Origin of the sequence: Thioclava sp. JM3, assembly GCF_002213185.1 — a bacterium.
In the GTDB taxonomy this organism is placed as follows: Bacteria; Pseudomonadota; Alphaproteobacteria; order Rhodobacterales; family Rhodobacteraceae; genus Thioclava; species Thioclava nitratireducens.
The window spans coordinates 58,927-80,186 of the sequence record NZ_NBOB01000005.1; the positions used below are offsets into that span (position 1 = coordinate 58,927).

Annotated in this window: 24 protein-coding genes; 17 read left to right on the forward strand and 7 right to left on the reverse strand. The window is 64.6% G+C overall.

Translation table 11 applies throughout. The features are described from left to right. Positions 1–144: 144 nt before the first annotated feature. The 5 genes from B6V73_RS10225 to B6V73_RS10245 are packed head-to-tail and all read left to right on the forward strand — an operon-like array spanning position 145 to position 3,959. Positions 145–600, forward strand: a complete 456-nt coding sequence (locus B6V73_RS10225; protein WP_075775395.1) for a RidA family protein — start codon at positions 145–147, stop codon at positions 598–600. After that, entirely contained in the window at positions 597–1,364 is a 768-nt protein-coding gene (locus B6V73_RS10230) for a glycerophosphodiester phosphodiesterase family protein (protein ID WP_075775394.1), read from the forward strand. Before B6V73_RS10225 ends, B6V73_RS10230 begins: the two co-directional genes overlap by 4 nt. A 57-nt stretch (positions 1,365–1,421) precedes the next feature. Continuing rightward, positions 1,422–2,609, forward strand: coding sequence for a GNAT family N-acetyltransferase (locus tag B6V73_RS10235; protein ID WP_088725178.1), 1,188 nt, complete (start codon positions 1,422–1,424; stop codon positions 2,607–2,609). A gap of 39 nt (positions 2,610–2,648) precedes the next feature. After that, positions 2,649–3,530, forward strand: a complete 882-nt coding sequence (locus B6V73_RS10240; protein WP_075775392.1) for a mechanosensitive ion channel domain-containing protein — start codon at positions 2,649–2,651, stop codon at positions 3,528–3,530. Between the two features lie 57 nt (positions 3,531–3,587). Continuing rightward, the gene (locus tag B6V73_RS10245; protein WP_088723105.1) at positions 3,588–3,959 is read left to right on the forward strand and encodes a 4a-hydroxytetrahydrobiopterin dehydratase; all 372 of its coding nucleotides are present in this window, start codon (positions 3,588–3,590) and stop codon (positions 3,957–3,959) included. A 54-nt stretch (positions 3,960–4,013) separates the two neighbouring features. On the opposite strand, the gene B6V73_RS10250 is transcribed toward B6V73_RS10245, so the two are convergent. After that, a complete protein-coding gene (locus B6V73_RS10250; RefSeq protein ID WP_075775390.1) occupies positions 4,014–4,502 on the reverse strand; it encodes a peroxiredoxin in 489 nt (162 codons plus the stop codon). 82 nt (positions 4,503–4,584) lie between these two features. Between B6V73_RS10250 and B6V73_RS10255 the strand changes: the two genes are divergently transcribed. From B6V73_RS10255 to B6V73_RS10265, 3 genes are read left to right on the forward strand one after another with little or no spacing between them, the layout of a single operon-like run. Then, positions 4,585–5,784, forward strand: a complete 1,200-nt coding sequence (locus B6V73_RS10255; RefSeq protein ID WP_088725179.1) for an FAD-dependent oxidoreductase — start codon at positions 4,585–4,587, stop codon at positions 5,782–5,784. Then, a complete protein-coding gene (rsmD, locus tag B6V73_RS10260; protein WP_075775388.1) occupies positions 5,781–6,344 on the forward strand; it encodes a 16S rRNA (guanine(966)-N(2))-methyltransferase RsmD in 564 nt (187 codons plus the stop codon). Before B6V73_RS10255 ends, rsmD begins: the two co-directional genes overlap by 4 nt. Next, positions 6,341–7,009: an HAD family phosphatase gene (locus B6V73_RS10265; protein WP_088725180.1), complete on the forward strand. Its 669-nt coding sequence runs from the start codon at positions 6,341–6,343 to the stop codon at positions 7,007–7,009. The genes rsmD and B6V73_RS10265 overlap by 4 nt, the downstream gene beginning before the upstream one ends. Positions 7,010–7,151: 142 nt before the next feature. Here B6V73_RS10265 and map read toward each other — a convergent pair whose 3' ends face one another. Beyond that, positions 7,152–7,961 (reverse strand): type I methionyl aminopeptidase, encoded by an 810-nt coding sequence (gene map / locus B6V73_RS10270; RefSeq protein WP_088725181.1) that lies wholly within the window; start codon positions 7,959–7,961, stop codon positions 7,152–7,154. 117 nt (positions 7,962–8,078) lie between these two features. Between map and B6V73_RS10275 the strand changes: the two genes are divergently transcribed. The 3 genes from B6V73_RS10275 to B6V73_RS10285 are packed head-to-tail and all read left to right on the forward strand — an operon-like array spanning position 8,079 to position 10,482. Further along, positions 8,079–8,807: a molybdopterin-binding protein gene (locus B6V73_RS10275; RefSeq protein WP_088725182.1), complete on the forward strand. Its 729-nt coding sequence runs from the start codon at positions 8,079–8,081 to the stop codon at positions 8,805–8,807. Beyond that, the gene (locus B6V73_RS10280) at positions 8,804–9,517 is read left to right on the forward strand and encodes a GNAT family N-acetyltransferase (protein ID WP_075775384.1); all 714 of its coding nucleotides are present in this window, start codon (positions 8,804–8,806) and stop codon (positions 9,515–9,517) included. Before B6V73_RS10275 ends, B6V73_RS10280 begins: the two co-directional genes overlap by 4 nt. Continuing rightward, the gene (locus B6V73_RS10285; RefSeq protein WP_088725183.1) at positions 9,514–10,482 is read left to right on the forward strand and encodes an OmpA family protein; all 969 of its coding nucleotides are present in this window, start codon (positions 9,514–9,516) and stop codon (positions 10,480–10,482) included. The genes B6V73_RS10280 and B6V73_RS10285 overlap by 4 nt, the downstream gene beginning before the upstream one ends. Before the next feature lie 42 nt (positions 10,483–10,524). Here B6V73_RS10285 and B6V73_RS10290 read toward each other — a convergent pair whose 3' ends face one another. Beyond that, complete coding sequence (locus B6V73_RS10290; RefSeq protein ID WP_075775383.1) at positions 10,525–11,430, reverse strand: LysR family transcriptional regulator; 906 nt, start codon at positions 11,428–11,430, stop codon at positions 10,525–10,527. Positions 11,431–11,655: 225 nt separating this feature from the next. On the opposite strand from B6V73_RS10290, the gene B6V73_RS10295 reads away from it, so the two are divergent. Beyond that, a complete protein-coding gene (locus B6V73_RS10295; RefSeq protein ID WP_088725184.1) occupies positions 11,656–13,671 on the forward strand; it encodes an NADPH-dependent 2,4-dienoyl-CoA reductase in 2,016 nt (671 codons plus the stop codon). Positions 13,672–13,791: 120 nt separating this feature from the next. Here B6V73_RS10295 and B6V73_RS10300 read toward each other — a convergent pair whose 3' ends face one another. From B6V73_RS10300 to gatC, 4 genes are read right to left on the reverse strand one after another with little or no spacing between them, the layout of a single operon-like run. Then, a complete protein-coding gene (locus tag B6V73_RS10300) occupies positions 13,792–14,481 on the reverse strand; it encodes an N-acetylmuramoyl-L-alanine amidase (protein WP_240504124.1) in 690 nt (229 codons plus the stop codon). Continuing rightward, entirely contained in the window at positions 14,478–15,194 is a 717-nt protein-coding gene (locus tag B6V73_RS10305; protein ID WP_075775380.1) for a hypothetical protein, read from the reverse strand. Before B6V73_RS10305 ends, B6V73_RS10300 begins: the two co-directional genes overlap by 4 nt. A 1-nt stretch (position 15,195) precedes the next feature. Beyond that, the gene (gene gatA, locus B6V73_RS10310) at positions 15,196–16,674 is read right to left on the reverse strand and encodes an Asp-tRNA(Asn)/Glu-tRNA(Gln) amidotransferase subunit GatA (RefSeq protein WP_088725185.1); all 1,479 of its coding nucleotides are present in this window, start codon (positions 16,672–16,674) and stop codon (positions 15,196–15,198) included. Next, a complete protein-coding gene (gatC, locus tag B6V73_RS10315; protein WP_075775378.1) occupies positions 16,671–16,958 on the reverse strand; it encodes an Asp-tRNA(Asn)/Glu-tRNA(Gln) amidotransferase subunit GatC in 288 nt (95 codons plus the stop codon). The genes gatA and gatC overlap by 4 nt, the downstream gene beginning before the upstream one ends. A 182-nt stretch (positions 16,959–17,140) precedes the next feature. Between gatC and B6V73_RS10320 the strand changes: the two genes are divergently transcribed. The 5 genes from B6V73_RS10320 (at position 17,141) to B6V73_RS10340 (ending at position 21,251) form a co-directional block, all read left to right on the forward strand. Then, entirely contained in the window at positions 17,141–17,833 is a 693-nt protein-coding gene (locus B6V73_RS10320; protein WP_088725186.1) for a metal-dependent hydrolase, read from the forward strand. Between the two features lie 87 nt (positions 17,834–17,920). Next, entirely contained in the window at positions 17,921–18,289 is a 369-nt protein-coding gene (locus tag B6V73_RS10325; RefSeq protein WP_075775376.1) for a MerR family DNA-binding transcriptional regulator, read from the forward strand. 239 nt (positions 18,290–18,528) lie between these two features. Then, positions 18,529–18,924, forward strand: a complete 396-nt coding sequence (locus B6V73_RS10330; RefSeq protein WP_075775375.1) for a MerR family DNA-binding transcriptional regulator — start codon at positions 18,529–18,531, stop codon at positions 18,922–18,924. A 26-nt stretch (positions 18,925–18,950) separates the two neighbouring features. Beyond that, positions 18,951–20,726, forward strand: a complete 1,776-nt coding sequence (locus tag B6V73_RS10335) for an acyl-CoA dehydrogenase C-terminal domain-containing protein (RefSeq protein WP_088719820.1) — start codon at positions 18,951–18,953, stop codon at positions 20,724–20,726. Positions 20,727–20,891: 165 nt separating this feature from the next. Next, positions 20,892–21,251 carry a DUF6404 family protein gene (locus B6V73_RS10340; protein ID WP_075775373.1) on the forward strand — a complete coding sequence of 120 codons (360 nt, stop codon included), beginning with the start codon at positions 20,892–20,894 and terminating at the stop codon, positions 21,249–21,251. Positions 21,252–21,260: the final 9 nt, after the last annotated feature.

Sequence of the window (21,260 nt, forward strand, 5' to 3'; positions counted from 1 at the left end):
GGGCGACAAAACTAAAGGGTGAAGGGGCTCTACCCTGCGCTATCGCGCCCCGGGATATTTTCATCAAGAAGAAGAGAAGCGATTCCGCTTGCGGGAGAAAAGGCGCGCGCCTAGCCTCGCGTCGAATTTCACATGGAGGGCGCAATGGCCAAGATCGAAGCACGTCTCGAAGAGTTGGGGATTCAGCTTCCCGATGCCCCGGCACCGGCCGCGAATTACGTGCCCTTCGTGCGCACCGGCAATCAGCTGTTCGTCTCGGGGCAAATCTCGAACGGGCCCGAGGGTCTGATCCGCGGCAAACTCGGCGACGGCATGGACGTCGAAGAGGGCGCGATGGCGGCGCGTTTCTGCGGGCTGGCTCTGATCGCCCAGGCGAAAGCCGCCATCGGCGATCTCGACAAACTTCGCGTGGTGAAGCTGGTGGGATTCGTGAACTCCACCACTGATTTCACCGATCAGCCCAAGGTCATCAACGGCTGCTCCGACCTGATGGTCGAGGTCTTCGGCGAAGCCGGACGTCACGCGCGTTCGGCGGTCTCGGCGGCTTCGCTGCCGATGGGCGTCGCAGTCGAGATCGAGGCGATTTTCGAGGTCGCGTGATGGCATTGCATCCTGATTTTCTCCGGCTTCCGATCGCGCATAGGGCTTTGCACGACTACACGCTGGGCCGCCCTGAGAACAGCCGCGGGGCGATCCGCGCGGCAATCGCCGCGGGTTACGGAATCGAGATCGACGTGCAGCTCTCCGCCGATGGCGTGCCGATGGTGTTTCACGACTACGCGCTGGACCGGCTGACCGCAGAGCGCGGCCCGGTACGCCAGCGAACGGCGGCGGAGCTGGGTGCGATCCATCTGAGCGGCACGGAGGAAGGTATTCCGACCCTCGCCGAAGTGCTGGAGATCGTGAAAGGCCAAGTGCCGCTTCTGGTCGAGATCAAGGATCAGGACGGGGCTCTCGGTTCGCAGATCGGCGCGCTGGAGGAGGCGACGGCGCTGTTGCTGCGCGATTACGAGGGCCCGGTCGCGGTGATGTCCTTCAACCCCCATGCGGTGGCGGCTTTCGGCGAATTGGCCCCGGACGTCGCTGTCGGTCTTACGACCTCGGCCTACCAGCCCAATGACTGGGCTCTGCTGCCCGCGGCGCGCGGCGACGAGCTGCGCCACATCCCCGATTTCGATCGCGTCGGGGCGGCCTTCATCTCGCATGAGGCGAAGGACCTGAACGCGCTTCGGGTGACCGAGCTGAAATCGCTCGGCGTGCCGGTTCTGTGCTGGACGATCCGCTCCGTCGACGAGGAGGCGCTGGCGCGGCGGGTCGCCGATAACGTGACCTTCGAAGGCTACCTCTCGGCGCTTCCGGCTTGACGCGGAGCGCGCGGGGCACAGATTCAGGCAAAGGATCCCCTAACCTCCCGGGATGAAATGGATCAAAGCGTTGAAATCACGCTTTATTCGGATATTTCCGAAATAAGTGAAACAGACTGGAATGCCTGCGCCTGCCCCGAAACCGGGGATGGGGAACGGGCGTTCGACCCGTTCACCACACATCGGTTTCTTGCCGCCCTCGAGGCCTCCGGCTCGGTCGGGCCGGGCACGGGCTGGGATGCGCGGCATCTGGTGGCGCGGATGGGCGACCGGATCATCGGCGTCGCGCCGCTCTACGTGAAATCGCACAGTCAGGGCGAATATGTCTTCGATCACGGCTGGGCCGATGCGTTCGAGCGCGCGGGCGGGCGCTATTACCCCAAGCTGCAATGCGCGGTGCCCTTCACCCCAGTGGCCGGGCGGCGTCTGCTGGTCCTACCGGGGCTGGAAGAGGCCGGGGGCCGCGCGCTTCTGGCTGGCATGGCGCAGATCGCGGAAGGGGCCGGGGTTTCCTCGGTCCATATGACGTTTTGTACCGAGGACGAGGCGGAGCTTGCTGCCGAAGCGGGCTGGCTGCCACGGATCGGGCAGCAGTTCCATTGGTTCAACGAGGGGTATGAGAGTTTCGACCAGTTCCTCGGCGAACTGAGCTCACGCAAGCGCAAGGCTTTGCGCAAGGAGCGTCAGCGGGCGCAGGCCTTCGGTGGCGAGATCGTGCAGTTGACCGGCGACGACATACGGCCCGAGCATTGGGACGCGTTCTGGCAATTCTATCAGGACACTGGCGCGCGAAAATGGGGCCGCCCCTACCTGACCCGTGCCTTCTTCGATCTTCTGCACGAGATGCGCGACGACGTGCTTCTGGTGCTTGCGATGAACGGCGACCGCCCGATCGCCGGTGCGCTGAACCTGATCGGGCGCGAGGCTCTGTTCGGGCGCTACTGGGGGTGTATCGAGGATCACCCCTTCCTGCATTTCGAGCTTTGCTACCATCAGGCGGTCGATTACGCGATCGCGCACAAGCTGAGCCGGGTCGAGGCCGGCGCGCAGGGCGAACACAAGCTGGCGCGCGGCTACCTGCCCGTCGCCACCCATTCGGCGCACTGGATTGGCCATCAAGGTCTGCGCGGCGCGGTCGCGGAGTACTTGGAAGCCGAACGCGCCGCCGTGGACGAAGATATCGAGATACTGACCGAAATGGGCCCGTTCCGGAGCCCCTCGGGTGGCAGCGATGAGCAGGCGTGATAAGTAGCAGTGTTAAAGGACGTATGACGGGAGCGATGAATGAATTTCAATGACCTGACCGATGTCAGCGCGTGGCTGACGCAGGATCGGATCGATGCGGCCATCATGGTTGCGGTGAATGTGGTGGCTGCGCTGGTGATCCTGCTGGTCGCAATGGCGATCTCGGCCTGGGCCAAACGGCGCATCGTGGCGCTGTCGCAGCGCTACAAGCGGCTGGACGACACGCTCTTCGGCTTCCTCGGGAACATGGTGAAATACCTGATCCTCGCGATCGGGGTGATCTTCATCCTAAACCGCTTCGGCATCCAGACCACGTCGCTGGCCGCCCTCGTCGGTGCTGCCGGTCTGGCCATCGGTCTCGCGCTGCAGGGCACGCTGTCGAACCTCGCCGCCGGGGTGATGATCATCCTGTTCCGCCCGTTCCGCCAAGGCGACTACATCGCCGCGGGCTCGGAAAGCGGCACGGTGACCGAGATTCAGCTCTTCTACACGGTTCTGACGACCTATGACGGCATCCAGATCATCGTGCCCAACAGCGACATCTGGTCGAGCGCGATCACCAATTACTCCGCCAATCCGACACGTATGATGGATCTGACGATCGGCGTCGCCTATGACGCGGATCTCAAGAAAACGCAGGAAGTGCTGGAGAAGATCTCGCTCTCCGATCCGCGCGCCCTGCCGGAGCCCGCGCCGGTGATCCGCGTGAAGCAGCTCGGCGACAGCTCGGTCGATTTTACCTTCCGTGTCTGGGCCACCACCGCCGACTTCTGGGGGCTTCAGGCGGAATATACCCGCAAGATCAAGGAGGAGTTCGACGCGAACGGCATCGGCATCCCCTTCCCTACGCGCACGCTCGAAGTGGTGCAGGTGCCGAAGATCGAAACCCGCAGCGTGACACGCGAAAGCGGCGCCGCTTGAACTGGCGGCCCGCTGCTGCAAGGCTGCGGGCCAGCTTAACGTATCAGGGAGTAAGCGATGACTTCGAAGCTCGAACCCGAGGAACGCAGGGCGCTGCTGAACGCGCTTGAAGATACCGGATGGCGCGCGGCCGATGGACAGGATGCCCTGATCAAGCGGCTCCTGTTCAAGGACTTCTCCGCCGCGTGGGGCTTCATGAGCCAAGCCGCGCTTTGCGCCGAAAAGATGGATCACCATCCCGACTGGCGCAACGTCTACAACAAGCTCGAGATCACCCTGACGACCCATGACTGCGGCGGCATCAGCGTGCTCGATATCGAGCTAGCCGGTGCGCTGGACTCGCTGGCCGAAGGCGTCGCCGAGGTCGATCGCGACATCGGACGCCCGTTGATGCGACTGGCCGAGCCGGTTCCGAAAGACGAAGACTGACGAAAAACGCCCGGCTCCTTGGCCGGGCGTTTTCCTTTGCATTTGGGCCGCGGATCAGATCTCCGCGAGAAGCCCTTCGCCTGCGGAGGCTTCACAGGTGCCGGGGCTTTCCTCGACATTCAGCTGCTTGACCACACCGTCCTCGACGAGCATCGCATAGCGCTTCGAGCGGTTGATGAGACCCGCGGGCGGCGCCGTGAAATCCATCTCGATCGCCTGCGTGAATGCGGCTTCCGGGTCGGCCAGCATGGTCAGCCCCGCCTCGGTCGCGCCCGTCGCCTCGCCCCACGACTTCATCACGAAGGGGTCGTTGACCGAGACGCAGATGATCTCATCCACGCCTTTCTCCGCAAATTGGTCCTTGGTGCGGATGAAGCTCGGCACATGGGCGGTCGTGCAGACGCCGGTATAGGCGCCCGGCACCGCGAAGATCACGATCTTGCGGCCCTTCATCTTGTCGCCAAGGCTCACGGGTTGCGGCCCTTCATCGCCCATCGCGAGGAGAGTCGCGCCAGGAAGAACGTCGCCGGTCGAAATAGTCATGAAAAGCTCCGATTTGTTCGCGTTGCACTTGTTCCGCCCGTCGATATAGGGTCATGCGCGAGCCGGGCCAGTGGAGAAAGATATGGGTGGAATAGTGATCGTCGGCGCGGGACAGGCCGCAGCCTCGATGGCCGCGAAACTGCGGGCGCTGAAATATGACGGCACGATCACCGTGATCGGCGCAGAGCCGGTGCCCCCCTATCAACGCCCACCGCTGTCGAAAGCCTATCTGCTGGGCGAGATGGAGCTGGAGCGGCTGACCCTGCGCGCCCCGGACTGGTGGCAGGAAAACAAGATTACGCTGCGGCTCGGCACCTCGGTCACCGCAATCGACACCGAGGCGCGGACGGTGACCCTGTCGGATGGCGAGACGCTGGATTATGCCGAACTAGCGCTCTGCACCGGGGCCACGCCGCGCCGCCTGCCCGCCGCGATCGGCGGCGATCTGGGCAATGTCTTCACCGTGCGCAACCTCGCCGATGTCGACCGGATGCGGCCCCTTTTCACCGCCGACAAACGGCTGGTCGTGGTGGGAGGCGGTTATATCGGGCTCGAGGCGGCCGCGGTCGCGCGCAAGCTCGGCCTCGAGGTGACGCTGGTCGAGGCCGCACCGCGCATCCTCGGCCGCGTCGCCTGCAAGGAGACCGCAGACGCGATCCGCGCGCTGCACAGCGAGCGCGGCGTGGAAATCCTCGAAGGGGTCGGCCTGACGCGACTGACCGGCGAGGGAACCGTCACCGGCGCAATCCTCGAGGACGGGCGCGAATTGCCCGCCGATTTCGTGATCGTCGGCATCGGCATCACCCCCGACGAGGAAGTCGCCCGCGAAGCCGGTATCCATTGCGAGAACGGCATCGCCGCCGACGAGCAGGGCCGCACCTCCGTGCCCCATATCTGGGCGGCGGGGGATTGTGCCTCCTTCCCCGGCGCCGAGGAGCGGATCCGCCTCGAATCCGTCGGCAACGCGATCGACATGGGCGAGCTGGTCGCCGAGAACATGCTGGGTGCAGGTCGTCCTTACACCCCGAAAGCGTGGTTTTGGTCGGACCAGTTCGACGCGAAGCTGCAGATCGCCGGGCTCAATGCGGGCTACGATGAGGTCGTCACCCGCCGCGATGAGGGCAGCAGCTTCTGGTATTTCCGCGACGGCCGCCTGATCGCGGTGGACGCGATCAATGACGCGCGCGCCTACATGGTCGGCAAGCGCCTGATCGAAGCTGGCAAACCCGTCACGTCCGAGGCGGTCGAGACCACGGCAGAGCTGAAAGCCCTGATGAAATGAGAATTATCGGAGGCGCGAAACGCGGGCTGAAGCTGGCGGATGTGGGTGCAGGCGATATGGATGCCCATCTGCGCCCCACGACCGACCGCGTGCGGGAGTCGATCTTCAACCTGCTGACCAATGGCGGGCACGGCAATCCGGTGCCCGAGGCGCGGGTGCTTGACCTCTTCGCAGGTACCGGCGCACTGGGGCTGGAGGCGCTGTCGCGCGGCGCGGCTCGCGTGGCTTTCGTCGATGACGGCACCGCCGCCCGCGCGCTTCTGCGCCGCAACATCGAGGCTATGCGCGCGATGGGCGTGACGGATGTCTGGCGGCGCGATGCGACCAATATGGGCCCCAATCGCGGCCCCGGCTACGACCTCATCTTCCTCGATCCGCCCTACGGGATGGGCTTGGGCGAACGCGCCCTCGCCTCCTGTCTCGAGAATGGATGGATCGCTCCGGGTGCGATGATCGTTTGGGAGGAGAACACCGCACCGATCCTGCCCGCCGCCCTCGAACAGCTCGACCAGCGTCGCTATGGCGACACGCTCGTAACTCTTGCCCGGATGCCCGAATGACGCAACACCACCCGATCCCGCACGCCGTCCTGTTCGATTGCGACGGGGTGCTCGTCGACAGCGAGCCCGCGACCTTCGATCTGATTCAGGAAGAATTCGCCCGCCACGGCGTGCACAAGACGATCTCCGAACTGGAAGACGCCTTCATCGGATCCACCATCGAGAACGTCTATCAATGGGGCCGCGAGCATGGGGCCGATCTGCCCGACGGCTGGGTCGACAGCTATTACAAGGCGCTCTACGCGCGGTTGCGCGAGGGGACCGAGCTGATGCCCGGCATCCCGCGCCTTCTCGCGCGTCTCGATGCGGAAGGCATTCCCTTCGCGGTCGGCTCGAACGGCCGGAAAGCGAAGATGGAGGCGACACTGGGCCAGCACCCAGATATCCGCACGCGGCTGGAGGGGCTGCTGTTCTCGGGTCAAGACATGGGCATGCCAAAGCCGAAGCCCGATCTCTACATCCATGCCGCGCGCCATCTGGGCGCCGATCCGGCGGCCTGCGTGGTGATCGAGGACAGTCCTACCGGGGCGCGTGCGGCGAAAAACGCGGGAATGCGTTGTTTGGGCTACTCGCCGAAAGGCGACAATCCGCGGCTCGCGGCGGAAGGCGCCGAGCTCTTCACCGACATGCGTCAGGTGCCGCGGCTCATCGGCCTCGACCCCTGATCTTCGGCTTGGCTAAAATATCCCGGGGGTGAGCCGGGATCAGCCGCCTTCCAGTGGAAGGACGCCCCGGCGAACGCCCGAAGCGCAAACGTAGGGCTTTGACGCAGCCAGCGGGGGCAGCGCCCCCACTAACGCCTGAACCTTAGCGCCAGGTCGGGTGGAAGCGCCCCGCCGGCGAGGTGGTGAAGATCTCGCAGCCATCGGCGGTCACGCCCACCGAATGCTCGAACTGCGCGGACAGCGACTTGTCCCGCGTCACGGCGGTCCAATCGTCGGCCAGAACCTTTGTCTCGGGGCGGCCGAGGTTCACCATGGGCTCGATCGTGAAGATCATGCCCTCTTCGAGCATCGCGCCGGTACCCGCGCGCCCGTAATGCAACACGTTCGGCGGCGCGTGGAACACCTTGCCCACGCCGTGACCGCAGAAATCGCGCACCACCGACATGCGGTTGCTTTCGACGAATTTCTGGATCGCGTGGCCGATATCGCCAAAGGTGTTGCCGGGCTTCACCTGCTCGATGCCGACCATGAGCGAGTCATGGGTGACCTGAATCAGACGCTCGGCCTTGCGGCTCAGGTTGCCCGCGACATACATGCGCGAACTGTCCCCGAACCAGCCGTCGAGGATCACGGTCACGTCGATATTGATGATATCGCCGTCCTTCAGCTTCTTGTCGCCCGGGATGCCGTGACAGACGACATGGTTCACCGAGATGCAGCTCGCGTGCTGATAGCCGCGATAGCCGATGGTCGCCGAGGTCGCGCCCAACTCGCCCACGCGGCGTTCTATGAAGGCGTCGAGTGCTGCGGTCGTGACCCCCGGCGCCACCAGGTCGGCGACCTCGTCGAGGATCTGCGCCGTCACCTGCGAGGCGGCGCGCATTCCTGCAAAATCGCTCTGATCGTAGATCCGGATCCCGTCCTTCGTGGTGCGGCCCTGAGTATCGTCCAACGGTCTGCTCCTTAAGGGTTTCGGCCTTTAGATAGTCACAAAAGCGGGGCTTGGCCAGTGCCCGGGCTTTTCGCGCCCCGTTCCGCGCCCTATACCAAGTCGAAAGGAGCCTCACAGATGCCAAATCCCACCGCAGCGATCCTGATCATCGGCGATGAAATCCTCTCGGGGCGCACCCGCGAGGGAAACGCGCATTATCTGGCCGGACAGCTGGTCGAGCGCGGAATCACCTGCCGCGAAATCCGCGTGGTGCCGGACGACAATGACGTGATCGTTGCCGCGGTGCGGGAGCTTTCGGCGGCCCATGATCACCTTTTCACCAGTGGCGGGATCGGCCCGACCCATGACGATATCACCGCCGATGCGGTAGCTGAGGCGATGGGGGCCAAGCTCGGCGTGCGCGAGGATGCCAAGGCGATCCTCGCCGCGCATTACGCCGCGCGCGACGCTGAGTTCACCTCCGCGCGCCTGCGCATGGCGCGGATCCCCGACGGGGCCGAGCTGATCGAGAACCCGGTCTCCGCCGCGCCGGGTTTCTCGCTGGGCAATGTCCATGTGATGGCGGGCGTGCCGAACATCTTTCAGGCGATGGTCGAAGGGCTTTTGCCGAAGCTCACCGGCGGCGCGCCGATGCTCTCGCGCAGCCTGCAGGTTCTGCGGGCGGAATCGTCGGTGGCCGACGATCTGCGCGCGCTGGCTGGCCGCTTCCCCGACCTTTCGATCGGTTCTTATCCTTTCGTTCAAGAAGGCCGCTACGGCACCAATCTCGTGCTGCGCGGCACCGATCCCGATCAGGTCGAGGCGGGCTTCGCCGCGCTGAAGGCCGCCTTCCCGGAGGGCACATGATCGACGCCTACGCGATCATCGACGCGACCTGGCCAGCCGCCGAATATCGCCGCGCAGGCGGATTTCTGATCCGCGACGGGCAAGGCGGCGGATCGCGCGTCAGCTGCGCGACGCTGGAAGTCCCGCTGGAGCAGGCCGACATTCCCGCCGCCGAAGCTGCGCATCGCGCCTTGGGCCAGCGTCCGCGCTTCATGATCCGCGCCGGAGACGAGGCGCTCGACGCGGTTCTGGAGGCGCGCGGCTACGAAGCTTATGACCCGGTGCGGATCTGGTCCGCGCCGATTGCAGCGATGCAGGGCGAGGTCCCGCCCGTGACCGCTTTCGCCCATTGGCCGCCGCTGCAGATCGCCCGCGACCTCTGGACCGAGTTGGATGTCGGGCCCGAGCGGCAGGCGATCATGGACCGCGCAGAGGTACCGAAAACCTGCGTTCTGGGCCGCAAGGACGACCGGGCCGCGGGCGTTGCCTATATCGCTCTCTACGAGGACGCGGCGATGCTCCACGCGCTCGCCGTTGCGCCGAAATACCGCCGCATGAGCCTCGCGCGCGAGATGATCTACGAGGGCGCTCGCTGGGCCGTTGAGGCCGGGGCAGAGCGGTTCGAGATGATCACGACGCTCGCCAATGACGCCTCGAACGCCCTCGCCGAGAGCTTCGGCATGGAAGTTCGCGCGCAGTATCACTATCGCCGCGCGCCGGAGGTGGCATGATCCGCCGTGCGCCACTCCTGCTGGCCAGTCTGCTCGCCGCCAGCCTGCCCCACGCCGCGTGCGCCGCCTCGTTAGATCTGACGTTGCCCGCCGGCGCCACCCAATCCGCGCAGGAAACGAGCCCCGCCACCAGCTACCAATTGGCGGTCGGTCCGTGGCAGGACGGCAAGCTGGAGACCCGCGATCTCGAGGGTGCGCGCTCCGACACGGCCTATCAACTGCGGGCCAATCAGAATACGACGCTACAGATCCTCGCGCCGCTACGGGATCAGCTCAAGCAGGCGGGCTACGACATCCTCTATGAGTGCGACACGCAGGCCTGCGGCGGCTTCGATTTTCGCTACGCGCTCGACCTGCTGTCCGAGCCCGCGATGCATGTCGATCTGGGCGATTTCCGCTACATCGCGGCGCGCAAGGATGCCGATTACCTTGGGATCACCGTCTCGCGGTCGTCCGAGTCGGGCTTCATTCAGGTGACCGAGCTGCGGGTGCAGGACGTCACCCCCGCTCGGCCCGACGACCCGCTCGGCGCGCCGCAAACCGCGCCGGTTCTGCCGCGCGCCGATGCCCCGGCCGTCGCCCCCTCCGCGCTTGCGCAGACGCTGGAGGCGCAGGGCTCGGTCGCGCTCGACGATCTCGACTTCCCATCGGGGGCATCCGCGCTCGGCGAGGGCGATTTCGCCTCGCTGCAGGCGCTGGCAGAGTTCCTCAAGGCCAACCCGGATTATCAGGTGATGCTGGTGGGTCATACCGATGCGGTCGGTTCGCTCGCGGCCAATATCGCGCTGTCGAAGAAACGCGCGCAATCGGCACGGCAAAAGTTGATCGGCGATTACGGGGTGGCGGCGTCACAGGTCAGCGCCGAGGGGGCGGGCTTCCTCGCCCCGCGCGCAAGCAATCTGACCAAAGAGGGACGCGAGAAAAACAGACGGGTCGAAGCGGTTCTCACCTCGACCCGGAGTTAGCGCCAGCCGGCGGAATGGCCCGGCGCGGGAGGGAGTTCGGTCTCACCAGTTGTCGGGGCCCTTCTCGGCGAAGGTCTTGGCGAGGAAATCGATGAAAGCGCGCACTTTCGGCTGCGTGAAACGCCCCGGCGGATAGATTGCGTAGATGCCCAGCGTTTCCATCGGCAGATCGGGCATCGCTTCTTCCACGAGGCCCTCGCGCATCGCGTCGGCATAGAGGAACGAGGGCAGGTAAGCGATCCCGAGACCGGCCGTCGCGGCATGCAGCAGCGACTGACCGTCATTGACCGTCAGCCAGCCCGCCGAGCGGACCTGACGCCGCTCGCCCGAAGGCGCGGTCAACTTCCAGACATTGCCCGCCGACTGGTTCGAATAATGCAGCAGTTTGTGGTTGTTGAGATCGTCGATCCGCTCGGGGCGGCCGAATTTCTTGAAGTAGTCTGGCGAGGCGATCATCCGGCGCGAAGTCTCGGTCAGCTTGCGCGCGCGCAGGCTCGAATCCTCCAGTTCGCCGACGCGGATCGCCATGTCGAACCCTTCAGAAATAAGTTCGACGTAGCGGTTGTTCAGCACCATATTCACGGTGATTTCGGGGAATTCCTGCAGGAATTCGCCCAGAACGGGAGAGAGAAGGTTCACACCGAAATCGGTGGCGACCGAGATGCGCAGCAGCCCCGAGGGCGCCGTCTGCATCGACGTCACCAGCGCATCGGCCTCGCCCGCATCGTTGAGAACGCGACGCGCGCGGTCGTAATAAGCCAGGCCGATTTCCGTCGGCGAAACGCGACGCGTGGTGCGATTCAGAAGACGTGCACCGAGGCGGGCCTCCAACGCCGAGACATGCTTCGACACAGCCGATTTGGAGATGCCCATCTTCTTGGCTGCATCGGTGAAGCCCCCCTGATCCACAACCGTGGCAAAGGCTTCCATTTCAGTCAGGCGATCCATCCCAAACACCCTTCGGCTTGTAATTTCTGTTTCTTATTTTCCGCTTATCGAGCCGAAATCGGGCGCAATTTAGACTTCGCGGCGACAATACGAGGGTAACAATGGGAGAGAATCCCGCAGGTTGGTGACCTCTGCGAAACGGTGGCGCTTTCGCTCTGACGCCGCGTTTGACGTGACAAGCCTAGCCTTGCGCCGCAGAGTGCGGGCCAAATCAGGGAGGGTTACATGAGCCAATATCCGCATATCTTCACGCCGCTCGATCTGGGCCACGTGACGCTGCCGAACCGCGTGCTGATGGGCTCGATGCACACCAATCTCGAAGAGCGCGGCGACTGGAATGCGGTGGCCGAGTTCTATGCCGAACGCGCGCGCGGCGGTGTCGCGCTGATGGTGACGGGCGGCATGGCCCCTAATAACGAAGGTGGCGTCTTTCCCGGCGCGGCGGGGCTGTTCACCCCCGAGGACATCGCGCATCACAAGATCATCACCGACCGCGTTCACGAAGCGGGCGGCTGCATCGCGATGCAAATCCTGCACGCCGGGCGCTATGCCTATGGCCCCGATTGCGTGGCGCCCTCTGCGATCAAGTCCCCGATCTCGCCTTTCCCGCCGAAAGAGCTCGACGAAGCCGGGATCGAGAAGCAGATCGCCGACATCGCCACCGCCGCCGCGCGCGCCCGCGAGGCGGGTTATGACGGCGTCGAGGTGATGGGCTCCGAGGGCTATTTCCTCAACCAGTTCCTCGTACGCCACACCAACAAGCGCGAAGACGGTTGGGGCGGCTCGTTCGAGAACCGGATGCGCCTGCCCGTCGAAGTGGTCAAGCGCGTGCGCGAAGCGGTCGGCCCCGATTTCATCGTGATCTTCCGCATCTCGCTGATCGACCTGATCCCCGACGGCTCGACTTGGGAAGAGGTCGTCACCCTCGCGAAAGCCGTCGAGGCAGCGGGCGCCACGATGCTCAACACCGGCATCGGCTGGCACGAGGCGCGGGTGCCGACCATCGTGACGTCGGTGCCGCGGGCGGCCTTCACCTGGCTCACCGGGCGGCTCAAGCCCGAGGTCTCGATCCCGGTCATCACGTCCAATCGCATCAACACGCCTGAAGTCGCCGAAGAGGTGCTGGGCGACGGCTGCGCCGACATGGTGTCGATGGCGCGCCCCTTCCTCGCCGATGCGGATTTCGTGGTGAAGGCGAAAGAGGGCCGCGCCGCCGAGATCGCACCCTGCATCGCCTGCAATCAGGCCTGTCTGGACCACACCTTCCAGGGCAAGGTCTCGAGCTGCCTCGTGAATCCGCGCGCCGCGCATGAGACCGAGATCGTCATCACCAAGACCGAGGCGCCGAAATCCGTCGCCGTCGTCGGCGCGGGCCCGGCGGGCCTGTCTGCCGCGATCACCGCGGCCGAGCGTGGCCATGCCGTGACGCTGTTCGACCGCGCCTCTGAACTCGGCGGGCAGCTGACCATGGCGCGCGCGATCCCCGGCAAGGAGGAATTCCACGGGCTCACCGACTGGTTCAAGACCATGATCGAGAAGACCGGCGTGACGGTGAAGCTGGAGACCGAGGCCACGCCCGATCTCCTCGCCCCCTTCGACGAGATCATCATCGCAACCGGCGTGCAGCCGCGCGACCCGGAAATCCCGATCGAGGGCGGGCAGGTCGTGAGTTACATCGACATCCTCAAGGGCCGCGTCACCGCCGGCAAGCGCGTCGCGGTGATCGGCGCGGGCGGCATCGGCTTCGACGTGGCCGAATTCCTGACGGTGACCGATAGCCCGACGCTGGATCTGGAAGAGTGGAAGCGCGAATGGGGCGTCGGCGATCCGGCGCAGACGCCGGGCGGGTTGACGAAGCCCGAGCCCGAAGCCCCAGCCCGCGAAGTGACGCTACTGCAGCGCAAGAAGGAAAAGCTCGGCCGCCGCCTCGGCAAGACCACGGGCTGGGTTCACCGCGCGGCGCTGCATATGAAGGACGTGAAAATGATCGGCGGCGTGAATTACGAGAAGATCACCGCCGAGGGGCTGCATGTCACTTTTGGCGAGGCGCGCGAGAACCCGACGCTGATCGAGGCCGATACGGTGGTGCTATGCGCAGGCCAACTCTCGGACCGCTCGCTGGCCGATCAGCTGATCGCGGCGGGTCGCAGCCCGCATGTGATCGGCGGCGCGGATGTGGCGGCGGAACTCGACGCGAAACGCGCCATCGATCAGGGCACCCGGCTCGCCGCCGCGCTCTGATCAACTCTTCGGATTGGAAGAAATATCCCGGGGGGCTCGCATCGCGAGCGGGGGCAGAGCCCCCTCCGTCTTCAAATCTGCCGCCGTCCGGCGACCGGGGGGCAGAGCCCGCTCCCGGCCTCAGCTTGATCGCCACGCCCCGCCATCTGCGCCAAAGCGGCTCGCCAGATCGGCGACCAGCGCCATGTCCACCGCATCCAGCGGCCCCTCATGGCGCGGGCGGAAGCGCAGGCGGAAGGCTGGCAGGATCGTCGCGAGCGGCGCTTCCGGGTAGCCAAGGCTCGAGGCCAGTGCGAGGAAACTCTCGGGATCGACCGCGGGCGCAGCAGCGCCCCGCTCCGGCCAGATCGCCAGGCCCTGCCGCGCGAGGCGCTGCCAGTCGAAGCGCGGGCCCGGGTCGATCTTGCGCTCGGGCGCGAAATCCGAATGGCCAATGACGTTCTCGGGTGCAATTGCCCAGCGGCGCATGATCTGCGGAAGCAGCTCTTCCAGCGCGGCCATCAGCGGCTCGGGGAACGGACGATCGCCCTCGTTGTCCAGTTCGATACCGATCGAGCGCGAATTCACATCGCCCAGCCCCTGCCAGCTTCCCAAGCCCGCATGCCAGGCGCGCATCTCCTCGGGGACGAGTTGCTCGACCGAGCCATCACGCCCGATCAGCCAATGCGCGGAGACCTCCGCCTCGGGCAGGCAAAGGCGCGTCCGCGCGGCCTCGCAGGACCACATCGCGGTGTAATGGATAATGATCAGTTCCGGCACCGCCCCCTCGCGGCGCGGGCCGTAATTGGGCGAGGGGCAGTCGGCGCTCACTGACGCGCGGTCTGGAACGGCGTCGGATCCCAGTCGCAGGCGAAACCGTCGCCATCGGGATCGAGGTTCAGCCGGTCTTTCTGCGGCCCGCCTGCGGAGAGGAAGGCGCGTTGCGCCTGATCGGCAGAGACGTATTTCGCGCAGGCCTTGCTCGACGAGGTCAGCTTGATGCCCGAGCGCTTGTAGACCGAGTCGCCCGGACGGTTGGACACCGACAGCGCATAGGCAGCGAGGTTCGGCCCCGAGCTGTCCTGATTGCTGATCGTGTTCTGCGCGGGCGCGCTGCTCGACGCGGTGGTGTCGAAGTTCGGCGAGCTGGCCATGGTGCTGGAACCGGCAGTGCTGTTCGACGCGTCGGTCTCCTGCAGCGCGGCCATCGCATCTGCCCCGATCGCGGCGCCGCTATTGTCGCTGCTGTCGGAGCTGGAGGTCGAAGGATTGTCGCCGATGGTGCCGCCCGCATCGATGGTCGGTGCGGAAAGCGCGTTGGTCGTGCCGGGCGTCGCCGTGCCGGTCGCGTTCAGCGGCGCGCCGGGCGCATCGGGGTTGGTCGAGCCGTTGTCGGTCGGCAGGACGCTTTGTGCCGAAGGCGGCACGATGGGCTGGCCGCGCAGTTCGGCCTCGCGACGGGCTTCGGGGCCGCTGTCGGGGATCGAAGAGATACAGCCCGAGAGGGCCAGAACGCCGCCGAGGATCGCGAGTGCCTGTTTCATGTTACCACCATTTCTCCGGTTTGGCCGAGAAGCCCGCGGCCTGTTCGAGGACGTGGGCGTGGTTCAGCAGATCGCCCTCTTCCCAGGGCCGCCCGATGAGTTGCAGCCCCAGCGGAAGGCCCTTGCTGTCCAGCCCGCACGGCACCGAAACGCCGGGAAGGCCTGCAAGGTTCACCGTCACGGTGAACACATCCTGCATATACATCTCGACCGGATCGGCGCCGTCCATCTCGCCCAGACCGAAAGCGGCAGACGGGGTGGCAGGCGTCAGGATCGAATCGATGCCCTGCGCGAAAACTTCTTCGAAGTCGCGCTTGATCAACGCGCGCACTTTCCGGGCGCGGTTGTAATAGGCGTCATAGAAGCCTGCCGACAGCACATAGGTGCCGATCATCACGCGACGCTGCACCTCGGGGCCGAAACCTTCGGCGCGGGTCTTCTCGTACATGTCGACGATGCCCTCGCCTGCCGCGAGCTTGGCGCGGTGGCCGTAGCGCACGCCATCATAGCGCGCGAGGTTCGACGAGGCTTCCGCGGGAGCCACGACGTAATAGGCGGGCAGCGCGTATTTCGTATGGGGCAGCGAGATATCGACGATCTCGGCCCCCGCATCTTTCATCATCGCGATGCCGTCGTCCCAGAGCTTCTGGATCTCGGCGGGCATACCTTCGATGCGGTATTCTTTCGGGATACCAATCTTCTTGCCGCGAATGTCGCCGGTCAGCGCGGCCTCGAAATCCGGGACCGGAATATCGGCGGAGGTCGAATCCTTCGGATCGTGCGAGCACATCGTGCCAAGCATGATCGCCGCGTCGCGCACCGATTTGGTCATCGGACCCGCCTGATCAAGCGAAGAGGCGAAGGCCACCACACCCCAGCGAGAGACCCGGCCATAGGTCGGCTTGATGCCGACGATGCCGGTGAAGGCGGCGGGCTGGCGGATCGAGCCGCCGGTATCCGTGCCGGTCGCGGCAAGGCACAGGTCGGCAGCCACAGCCGCGGCCGAACCGCCCGAAGACCCGCCCGGGGTCAGTTTCCGGTCATCGATCTTCCAGGGGTTCACCGCCGGGCCGTAGCAGGCGGTCTCGTTCGACGAGCCCATCGCGAATTCGTCCATCGACAGCTTGCCGAGCATCACCGCGCCCGCGTCCCACAGGTTCTGCGTGACGGTGGATTCGTATTCCGGCTTGAACCCGTCGAGGATGTTCGACGCGGCCTGCGTCGCCACACCCTTGGTCGCGAAAAGATCCTTGATCCCCAGCGGGATGCCGCACATCGCGGGCGCGTCGCCCGACTTGATGCGCGCATCGGCGGCCTTGGCCTGCTCCAGCGCGATCTCAGGGGTCTTGTGCACGTAGGCGTTCAGCGCGCCTGCGCCTTCGATTTCGCCCAGGCAGGCCTCGGTCAGCTCGACCGAAGTCACATCGCCCTTCTTGAGCGCATCGCGCGCGTCGGCAATCGTCAGTTTGTTCAGGCTCATTCGACCACCTTCGGCACGGCAAAGAAGCCCTCGCGGGCATCGGGGGCGTTCTTGAGGATTTTCTCGGGATAACCGCCATCGGTCACCTCGTCGACGCGGCGCTTGAGGCGCATCGGCGTCACGGAGGTCATCGGCTCGACGCCCTCAACGTCGACCTCGTTGAGCTGCTCCATGAAGGTCAGGATGCTGGAGAGTTCCTGCGCGAGTTCGGGCAGATGGTCTTCGGGCACCCGGATCCGGGCCAGATGCGCCACTTTGCGGGCGGTGTCGATATCGATGGACATGTGCTTCTCCGCTTGTCTTGGAAGGCGGTTTAGCCCGAGCCACTGGGGCTTTCAAGCGCCGCGCCCCGGCATCGGCGCGCCCCTGCCCTGTCCCACGCGAATTTGCGCGCTAATCTTGGAACATGCGCAGGGCTTATTACGTCGTCCTGTCACAACCGAAGTGCCTAACGGAGGAAATCCATATGAAACTCATCTGGCTCGGCCATTCCGGCTTCCGCATCGAAACCGGCGACGCCGTGATCCTGCTCGATCCGTTCCTCACCGGCTCGCCGGTCTTTCCCGACGACAAGCGCGGCGAGGCGATCGAGGGTGCGACGCATCTGCTGCTGACCCACGGCCACGGCGATCACGCTTCGGACGCGGTGCCGATCGCGAAGGAACTGGATATCCCGATCTACTGCATCCACGAGCTGTCGATCATGCTCGGGGCCGAGGGGGCCGAGACGGTCGGTTTCGGCAAAGGCGGCACGGTCGATCTGGGCGGTGTGAAGGTCACGATGGTGAACGCGACCCATTCCGCCTCGGTCGATTACAAGGACGGCAACCCGGCCTATGCGGGCCAGCCCGCGGGCTTCATGCTCGAGGCCGAGGGCCACACGATCTACGTCAGCGGCGATACCGACATCATGGCCGACATGGACTGGATGGGTGAACTGCACAATCCCGATATCGGCATCCTCGCGGCGGGCGGCCATTTCACGATGGACATGAAGCGCGCGGCCTGGGCGTCGAAGAAGTATTTCAACTTCAAGACGGTCATCCCCTGCCACTACAAGACCTTCGATGCGCTGGAGCAATCCGCGCAGGCGCTGATCGACGGTCTGCCGGGGGTGGATGTCATCGAACCCGAGATGCTCAAAGCGATCGAAATATAAGCTGCAGCCCGCCGGGCGAGGGCTGGCTTTGCTTGCAGCCTGAAGCCCGGCGCGCTAGCTTCTCGCCCGGATCGGGAGGCCGAATAGATGTCAGACTTACTGTCCTTCAAGGAGATGTGCGAGCGGTTCGACGTGACCCCGCGCACGCTGCGCTATTACGAGTATATCGAGCTTCTCAATCCCCAGAAGGAAGGCCGCTCGCGCTATTACGGCCCGCGCGAAATCGCGCGGATGACGTTGATCTTGCGCGGGCGTCGATTTGGCTTCTCGCTCGAGGAGTTGCGCCAATGGCTGCTGATCTACGATCAGCAAGGCACCGAAGAGCAGAACCGCGTCTGGGTCGAACTGGCCGACCGGCAGCTTGACGTGCTGACGCGACAACGCGAAGAATTGGACGCGGCAATCGACGACCTCCGACAATTGCGTGATCAGGTTCAGGACACTCTTGATTCTTGAGCCTGAAATGCATTCCTTAACGTCAGCGAGGTCGTGTGAACGCCTTGTGAGCTTGACGATTATGGCCAGTTTCGACGAAAGAAACTTGCTTTACCGTACGGTAAAAATTCCCTGACATTACGTCATTGGATTCGTGACGCCACGTTACGGTGACGCGAACGTAAAGAAGTCTTGTATTGTGACTGCGGACAGACGATCTGCCGCGTCGCATTACGCAAAGGAAACGCGAGGCAGAGAGTATGACCGACACAGTAATGACGATCCGCGAGATGTGCGATGCCTTCGAGGTGACCCCGCGCACCCTGCGGTTCTACGAAAGCAAGGAGTTGCTGTTTCCCATTCGCGAGGGACAGAAACGGCTGTTTACGCGGCGCGACCGCGCCCGGCTGAAACTGATCCTGCGCGGCAAACGTTTCGGGTTTTCGCTGGAGGATATCCGCCAGCTGCTGGACCTCTACGAGATGGGCGACAAGCAGAAGACGCAGCTGAACGAGACGATCAAGCTCGCACAGCAACGTCTGGAGGAAATGACGCGCCAACGCGAGGAACTGGGTCAGGCGATCGACGAACTGGCCAGTCAGATCGAGTGGGCGGAGAAGGAACTGGAGAAGGCGCGCCACGACGACGCGGCCTGATCCGCGACGACTAAAGGGAGCGAACCATGTCGAGCTTTATCGCCAACACCAAAGACATGCAGTTTGTGCTGCATGACCTGCTCAAAGTTTCGGATTCGGACGTGCCGGGTTACGAAGAAATGGACCGCGACTTCACCGAGGCCGTTCTCGACGCTGCGGGCAAGGTCTCGTCGGAGGTGCTGGCCCCGCTGAACGAGGTGGGCGACAAGGAAGGCTGCGTGCTCGAAAACGGCGTGGTCCGCACGCCCAAAGGGTTCGACAAGGCGTTCGAGGCGATGAAAGAGGGCGGCTGGACCGCGCTCGACTGCGATCCTGAATTCGGCGGTCAGGGCATGCCCTACCTGCTGAACTGCGCGGTGGGCGAGATGTTCGTCTCGGCCAACATGGCCTTCAATATGTACCAGGGCCTGACCCACGGCGCCTATTCGGCGATCCACACCCACGGCACGGACGAGCAGAAGCAGACCTATCTGCCGAAGATGGTCACCTGCGACTGGACCGGCACGATGAACCTGACGGAGCCCCATTGCGGCACCGATCTGGGTCTCATGCGCACCAAGGCCGAGCCGCAGGATGATGGCTCCTACGCGATCACCGGCACCAAGATCTTCATCTCGGCGGGCGATCATGACCTGTCGGATAACGTGATCCACCTCGTGCTGGCGAAAGCGCCGGGCGGTGGCGAAGGCACCAAGGGCGTCTCGCTCTTCATCGTGCCGAAATTCCTCGTCAACGAGGACGGCTCGCTGGGCGAGCGCAACTCGCTCTCGGTCGGCAAGCTCGAAGAGAAGATGGGCATCCACGGCAACGCGACCTGCGTCATGAACTACGACGGCGCGAAGGGCTGGCTGCTGGGCGATCTCCACAAGGGGATGCGCGCGATGTTCACCATGATGAACGAAGCGCGTCTTGGCGTCGGTCTTCAGGGCTATGCCGTGGCCGAAGCCGCCTATCAGGAAGCCGTGGCTTACGCGAAGGACCGCATTCAGGGTCGCGACGTGACCGGTGTGAAGGCGCCCGAGAAGGCCGCCGATCCGATCATCGTGCACCCGGACGTGCGCCGGATGCTGATGGACCAGAAGAGCTTCGTAGAGGGCGCCCGCGCCTTCACCTTCTGGGGCGCGCATCTGATCGACCGCTCCCATGCGCTCAACGACGCCGAAGCCGAAGGTCTGATCTCGCTGATGACCCCGGTCATCAAGGGCTTCCTTACCGACAAGGGCTTCGAGACCGCCGTCTCCGCGCAGCAGGTCTTCGGTGGCCACGGCTATACCGAGGACTGGCCGATGTCGCAGCATGTGCGCGACGCGCGCATCGCGATGATCTACGAGGGCGCCAACGGCATTCAGGCACTCGACCTCGTGGGCCGCAAGCTCGCAGCCGACGGTGGCAAGCACGTCATGGCCTTCTTCGAGATGGTCAAGGCAGAGTGCAAGTCGCATGACGACGATGAGCGGATGAAGCCCTTCACCGATGCGCTGAAGAACGCCTCCAAGCAGCTTCAGACCGCGGGCATGTTCTTCATGCAGAACGGCATGAAAAACCCGAACGCGGCGCTGTCGGGCAGCTATGACTTCATGCACCTGATGGGCCACGTCTGCCTCGGCCTGATGTGGACGCGGATGGCGAAAGCCGCCTTCACCGCGCTCGACAACGGGGCGTCGGACACCGCCTTCTACGAAGGCAAGATCGCGACGGGCCGCTACTACATGGCGCGTCAGCTTCCCGCCTGCGCCATGCATCTGGCGCGGATCGAGAGCGGTGCGGACCCGGTCATGGCGCTGACCGACGACCAGTTCTGAGACGAACGGATCAAACGAAAATGAACGGCGGGCCTCGGCCCGCCGTTTCAATTTTCGATCACCGCCATGTCAGGCGAAGTGTAGCGCCGGGCGATTGTTTTGCGGCCATGCAGGTCTAACCTCGGAATCTCAACCGAGACACGATTCCCGCCGAGCCCCGCCGCCATGTATCTCAATAACGCAGAAACCCACCGCCGATACGATGCCGCGCTCGCAGAGCTGCGGGCGCGGGGCGTGTTCCGCTCGACCCGTCCTTCCATGGGCGCGCGGGTACTGCATTGGCTGGGCTTCGAGCCGCGCCCGATTCCCTATCTCGACTGGAAGCAGAACCTGCTGATCTTCGGCGCCGGGTTCGCGGTGGCGCAGCTCCTCGTGGATCATCTGCTGAGCGCGACGGAGGGCATGTCCTACGCGCCGCATCTGGTAACGCTGGTGATCTCGGCGCTCGCCTTCGGGGCGCTGATGGCGCTGTGGCAGATCCACCGCAAGAACAAGCTCGGGCTGAGCGATTGGGACGACCTCTAGGCGCGGTCC

Bases quoted from the DNA above. Each gene is read 5' to 3' on its own strand.
- B6V73_RS10225 (WP_075775395.1), top strand. From the start codon at position 145: ATGGCCAAGATCGAAGCACGTCTCGAAGAGTTGGGGATTCAGCTTCCC.
- B6V73_RS10235 (WP_088725178.1), top strand. From the start codon at position 1,422: ATGGATCAAAGCGTTGAAATCACGCTTTATTCGGATATTTCCGAAATA.
- B6V73_RS10240 (WP_075775392.1), top strand. From the start codon at position 2,649: ATGAATTTCAATGACCTGACCGATGTCAGCGCGTGGCTGACGCAGGAT.
- B6V73_RS10245 (WP_088723105.1), top strand. From the start codon at position 3,588: ATGACTTCGAAGCTCGAACCCGAGGAACGCAGGGCGCTGCTGAACGCG.
- B6V73_RS10250 (WP_075775390.1), bottom strand. From the start codon at position 4,502: ATGACTATTTCGACCGGCGACGTTCTTCCTGGCGCGACTCTCCTCGCG.
- B6V73_RS10255 (WP_088725179.1), top strand. From the start codon at position 4,585: ATGGGTGGAATAGTGATCGTCGGCGCGGGACAGGCCGCAGCCTCGATG.
- rsmD (WP_075775388.1), top strand. From the start codon at position 5,781: ATGAGAATTATCGGAGGCGCGAAACGCGGGCTGAAGCTGGCGGATGTG.
- B6V73_RS10265 (WP_088725180.1), top strand. From the start codon at position 6,341: ATGACGCAACACCACCCGATCCCGCACGCCGTCCTGTTCGATTGCGAC.
- B6V73_RS10275 (WP_088725182.1), top strand. From the start codon at position 8,079: ATGCCAAATCCCACCGCAGCGATCCTGATCATCGGCGATGAAATCCTC.
- B6V73_RS10280 (WP_075775384.1), top strand. From the start codon at position 8,804: ATGATCGACGCCTACGCGATCATCGACGCGACCTGGCCAGCCGCCGAA.
- B6V73_RS10285 (WP_088725183.1), top strand. From the start codon at position 9,514: ATGATCCGCCGTGCGCCACTCCTGCTGGCCAGTCTGCTCGCCGCCAGC.
- B6V73_RS10290 (WP_075775383.1), bottom strand. From the start codon at position 11,430: ATGGATCGCCTGACTGAAATGGAAGCCTTTGCCACGGTTGTGGATCAG.
- B6V73_RS10295 (WP_088725184.1), top strand. From the start codon at position 11,656: ATGAGCCAATATCCGCATATCTTCACGCCGCTCGATCTGGGCCACGTG.
- B6V73_RS10305 (WP_075775380.1), bottom strand. From the start codon at position 15,194: ATGAAACAGGCACTCGCGATCCTCGGCGGCGTTCTGGCCCTCTCGGGC.
- gatA (WP_088725185.1), bottom strand. From the start codon at position 16,674: ATGAGCCTGAACAAACTGACGATTGCCGACGCGCGCGATGCGCTCAAG.
- gatC (WP_075775378.1), bottom strand. From the start codon at position 16,958: ATGTCCATCGATATCGACACCGCCCGCAAAGTGGCGCATCTGGCCCGG.
- B6V73_RS10320 (WP_088725186.1), top strand. From the start codon at position 17,141: ATGAAACTCATCTGGCTCGGCCATTCCGGCTTCCGCATCGAAACCGGC.
- B6V73_RS10325 (WP_075775376.1), top strand. From the start codon at position 17,921: ATGTCAGACTTACTGTCCTTCAAGGAGATGTGCGAGCGGTTCGACGTG.
- B6V73_RS10330 (WP_075775375.1), top strand. From the start codon at position 18,529: ATGACCGACACAGTAATGACGATCCGCGAGATGTGCGATGCCTTCGAG.
- B6V73_RS10335 (WP_088719820.1), top strand. From the start codon at position 18,951: ATGTCGAGCTTTATCGCCAACACCAAAGACATGCAGTTTGTGCTGCAT.
- B6V73_RS10340 (WP_075775373.1), top strand. From the start codon at position 20,892: ATGTATCTCAATAACGCAGAAACCCACCGCCGATACGATGCCGCGCTC.